At 40.6% G+C, this 3,939-nt stretch carries 5 protein-coding genes; all 5 read right to left on the reverse strand.

Annotated features, from left to right (window positions below; translation table 11 throughout):
- Positions 1 to 444, reverse strand: a 444-nt coding sequence (locus ACESM0_RS13190) for a hypothetical protein (protein ID WP_372906668.1), incomplete at its 3' end; no start/stop codon positions are given.
- A gap of 170 nt (positions 445 to 614) precedes the next feature.
- A complete protein-coding gene (locus ACESM0_RS13195; protein WP_372906669.1) occupies positions 615 to 1,187 on the reverse strand; it encodes a hypothetical protein in 573 nt (190 codons plus the stop codon).
- A gap of 2 nt (positions 1,188 to 1,189) precedes the next feature.
- A complete protein-coding gene (locus ACESM0_RS13200; protein WP_372906670.1) occupies positions 1,190 to 1,807 on the reverse strand; it encodes a hypothetical protein in 618 nt (205 codons plus the stop codon).
- 5 nt (positions 1,808 to 1,812) lie between these two features.
- Positions 1,813 to 2,310 (reverse strand): hypothetical protein, encoded by a 498-nt coding sequence (locus ACESM0_RS13205; RefSeq protein WP_372906671.1) that lies wholly within the window; start codon positions 2,308 to 2,310, stop codon positions 1,813 to 1,815.
- Positions 2,311 to 2,400: 90 nt separating this feature from the next.
- On the reverse strand, positions 2,401 to 3,873 hold the full coding sequence (locus ACESM0_RS13210; RefSeq protein WP_372906672.1) for an AMP-binding protein: 1,473 nt from the start codon (positions 3,871 to 3,873) through the stop codon (positions 2,401 to 2,403).
- Between the last annotated feature and the right edge of the window lie 66 nt (positions 3,874 to 3,939).

Genomic DNA, 3,939 nt, shown 5'->3' on the forward strand with positions numbered 1-3,939 from the left:
ACCAGCACCAGAACCATCATCATCAAGTTGAATATCAACTCCATTAGTTGGATTAAAATTTCCACTACCTACCGCAGCGTCTTCAACACGTCCATAATCAAGACCATTCATACCAAACGGCAAAGTACTGGTAGCTCCTGTCAATTCCGTAGGTATCGAGAAAGAGATAGCATATTCAGCACCTGCTGTACCGTCAAAAGTAAATGTTCCAAGCTGTCCAACAGATGCATTAGAAACTATTGCTGATCCATCAGTACCATCAATTTCAATCGTACCATTATTTCCAGCAATAACATCACCAAATGATAAATCATCGCCTGCATTCAAAGTTAGTGATTGAACGACGTTAGCATTTGCGTTGATGTCAGCAGTAATAGCTTGTCCATAAGAGTTTATAATTCCAAATACAAACAGAGCGATGATAAGTGAGCTTATTTTTTTCATTTTATTAGTTGTTTTGTTGTGAGTAATAATCGTTTGAGTGATTTTCTTTTTAACTTCTGTATCAAATATAAGAGGTTGCAGATCACACCCCAAGTTAGAGAGCTTTAATTAAAGGGCTTTAACCCCGGCTTAATACCGTTAGAACGGCTTAACTAGAACTTTACAGGAATCTATTCATAAATCACAGTTAACACTACTTCTCCGGTGTAAACACCTTCAGGCACATTTCCAATATCTACATTTCCAAATACATAAATATAGATTGAGCTCCATGCAGAATCCGGATTATTTGATTGAGACTCCAATACAATGCTTTGTCCAATATCGTTCAAAGGAGTACTGAGCTCAAAATCCTCCATCTCAAAATTTGTGTATGCCGCCTGCAGCTCGATAGGGATTGTATCCAGGATATCCGGATTTTCGTGCTGTAATTCACGATCGGATTCCATTTGAATAATTAACCTTTGGGTTCGTAAAGCTCGAATTTGAAAGACTCCCATATTCGGAGAGCCGGGAGGGATCGTCTGAAGCCCCATTCCTGTGATGACCTGACCAAAATCGAGACTGCGCTCAACAGTAGTTTCAACTTCAGGCTCTACATCAATCTGAATGTTTAAAGATTGAGATTGAGCAATGATGGGTAACAGACTCAATAAAAGCGAAGCGAGCAGAAAAAAAATAGGATATGCTTGAAAATAGTTTGAGCGAATATCAGAGAATGTAGAAAAATAAACCTTCTTCATATCTATCTGTACTCCACTGTGACCGTAATGGTGCCTCTGTAAGAACCCGCGACTACATTTCCGACATCAATTTGTCCATAGAAATAGAGATAGGCGGTTTCATTCACTAAAGATTGATCAAAGTCTCCGGTGGGCGGTGTGGGTGGAGGCCCCGGTGGTTGCTGTCTGCGTGATAGTATTGGAAACCTGGCGGTTCCTGAGATCATTGAAGGCGTGTTTGCTATTCCAATGGGTTTGGAAGCCGAAACGTTATTTTCTCCATTGTTTGCAAAAGCAGCATCGAGAGTAAAAGGAATGGATCGCTCCGGGTCTGTATCATAAGACGGATCACCGTCGAGGTAGAGTTTACCGTCTGCAGTAATATCAACATCCACATCCAGATATTTTACACCAATTATTGATAAAACTTTTGAGTCGATCAGTTCAACCTCATGTATCCCGCTGCCGCTGTTAATCGGGCCTTGAAATACTAAATCTTCAAGCCCAATATCTTCCAGTTCTATGGTATAAGTGCCATATTGACCAAACTCTATATCCTGAGAGTGCGAACTATTTACAGAAAATCCAATCAGAAGGAGTGCAATGAACGCTTTTTTGATATGTTTGAAAATTAATATCAAATTAATCAGATATACTCAATTTCGATTGTGAACTCTCCCTGGTAACTGCCGGGATTTACATCACTCATATCTATAGTTCCACCTATCCAGAAGTAAAATTCACCCTCTTCGTTAAACTGCAGATCACGAATATCCTGGTCCAGAAGTTCTGCGGTCTCCTGATCATCAATACGATTACCGGCTACTTCGTAATTAAAAAAGATGATACCCTCTCCATCTAAGTTAACCAGTTCACGCTCTCGAATATAGTCAACCCTGAATTCTGCATTGGGCGTTCCGCGTGCGACCATCTTGCCGGATCGCTCACCAAAAATCGGATCTACCCGGATGACTGACCCTTCCTGTTCGATGTCGTCAAAATCAACGGTATTTATCGTAATCATCTCTATGGTGCCCGAAACGGTCGCCGAAACGGATATACTTACGTTTTGTTGAGATTGAGCAACAGCGAACACGGGAAGTAACGCCGTGATGATTAGTCCTAAAAGCTTTTTGTACATCATAATAAAATTTATTCCTCCACAAAGATCTCAACTTAAAGACGGTTAAGCGAGTTAGTCTTTTTTAATTAAGGGGGATCTAAAAACAGCGATTTAACATCTGTAAGCGCGCAATAATTCTCTTTTTTTGATTTTACCGAGAGACGTAACAGGCAGCTCATTTTTTTGGATCAACTCTTTGGGAACTTGAAATGAAAGCAGTTTATCCTTTAGATAAGATTTTAACTTCAGTTCATCAATTTGTTCTTTCTCTGTAGTGTAAAAAGCAACAACCCGCTGACCCCATTTTTTATCCTGAACTCCTATTACTGCGGAACGGCTGATACCCGGATATGTTTCAATGACTTGCTCAACATCAACAGGATTGACGTTTTCGCCGCCGGTGACGATCAGATCCATCCGCCTGGACTCAATGTAAAGCTGTTTTCGATAGTTCAGATAGCCAAAGTCGCCCGTATTAAACCATCTATTCCCATCAAACACTTCACGATTAAGTTCTTCCGAAAGATATCCGTCAAAAACCTGCGGCCCCTTCAGCCAGATCTGGCCCGACTCCCTGTTGGGAAGAGGTTTATTGGTATCATCTCGAATTTCAATCTGGTTCGGTGAAAACAGATGTCCGGCACTATTTTTAGGCAAATATGTACCGCTTGGGTTTAAAATGGGATTGGCGGCGATTTGAGCAAACGTTTCTGTCATTCCGTAACTGGTTACGATCGGTATTCCTCTGGTTACAGCCCAGTCGATCAGTTCAGTCGAGATAGGACCTCCGCCAAGGAGAATTGATTTAAAATTAGAATGAGTTTGAAAATGAGTGTCATCCATTAAATTAACCAGCATGGTTGGAACCATGGAGGCAACTTCAAAATCCTGATTATTTGACAACAGGTGTCTGATTGTGTCTGTATCAAAAGAGTCCAGCCTGAAAATCGCTGAGCCGTACAGAATAGACCGGAGAATGATGGATATACCCCCGACGTGGTTTAACGGCAGGCAGAGCAACCAATATTTATTTTTACCCGGTTTAAAATTATTCGCCGATGCCTCGGCAGCAAAAAGTACCTGCCTTCTTTTAATCGGGACAATCTTTGGCGTTCCTGTAGATCCTGAAGTTAAAAACAGCCCGGCAGTTTGTTCGGTATCGGATAAAGAAAATAAATATTCATCATACTCGGCTTCCAGCTCTAACCGGTCCTTATCAATTTTAATATGCTGAGCCTTAAAAACGGTTTTAAATCTCTCGGGGTCATCACTGTAAATAAGTGAAGGATTAATCTGGCTTTTTAAGATTTTGGCATCGGTACTGGAAAATTCTTCATGGAGTGATATGAACGGGATTTTAAGCAGAAAGCAGGCGGCCACAAGAAAGATGATCTCATCTGAGGATGGTCCACAGATAAGAAGATGTTTTTCCTCTGAAAAATAAATTCCATTCGTTTTCTCCGCCAGCCAGCTCGTAAATCCAAATAGATTCTCGTACGTATAACTCTCTTGTTCCGACGTTAAAAAAGTCACCTCTTTTTCAGGCTTATTAAAAGTTGGAGTATTGAAATGCCCGGCACTCATTGTTCAATAGAGTTTATGTTTTAGTCAAATCAATCAAGTGATTTATAAAAAGTACTATTCAAATCG

The sequence above is a fragment of the Rhodohalobacter sp. genome (assembly GCF_041686455.1).
Taxonomy (GTDB): domain Bacteria; phylum Bacteroidota; class Rhodothermia; order Balneolales; family Balneolaceae; genus Rhodohalobacter.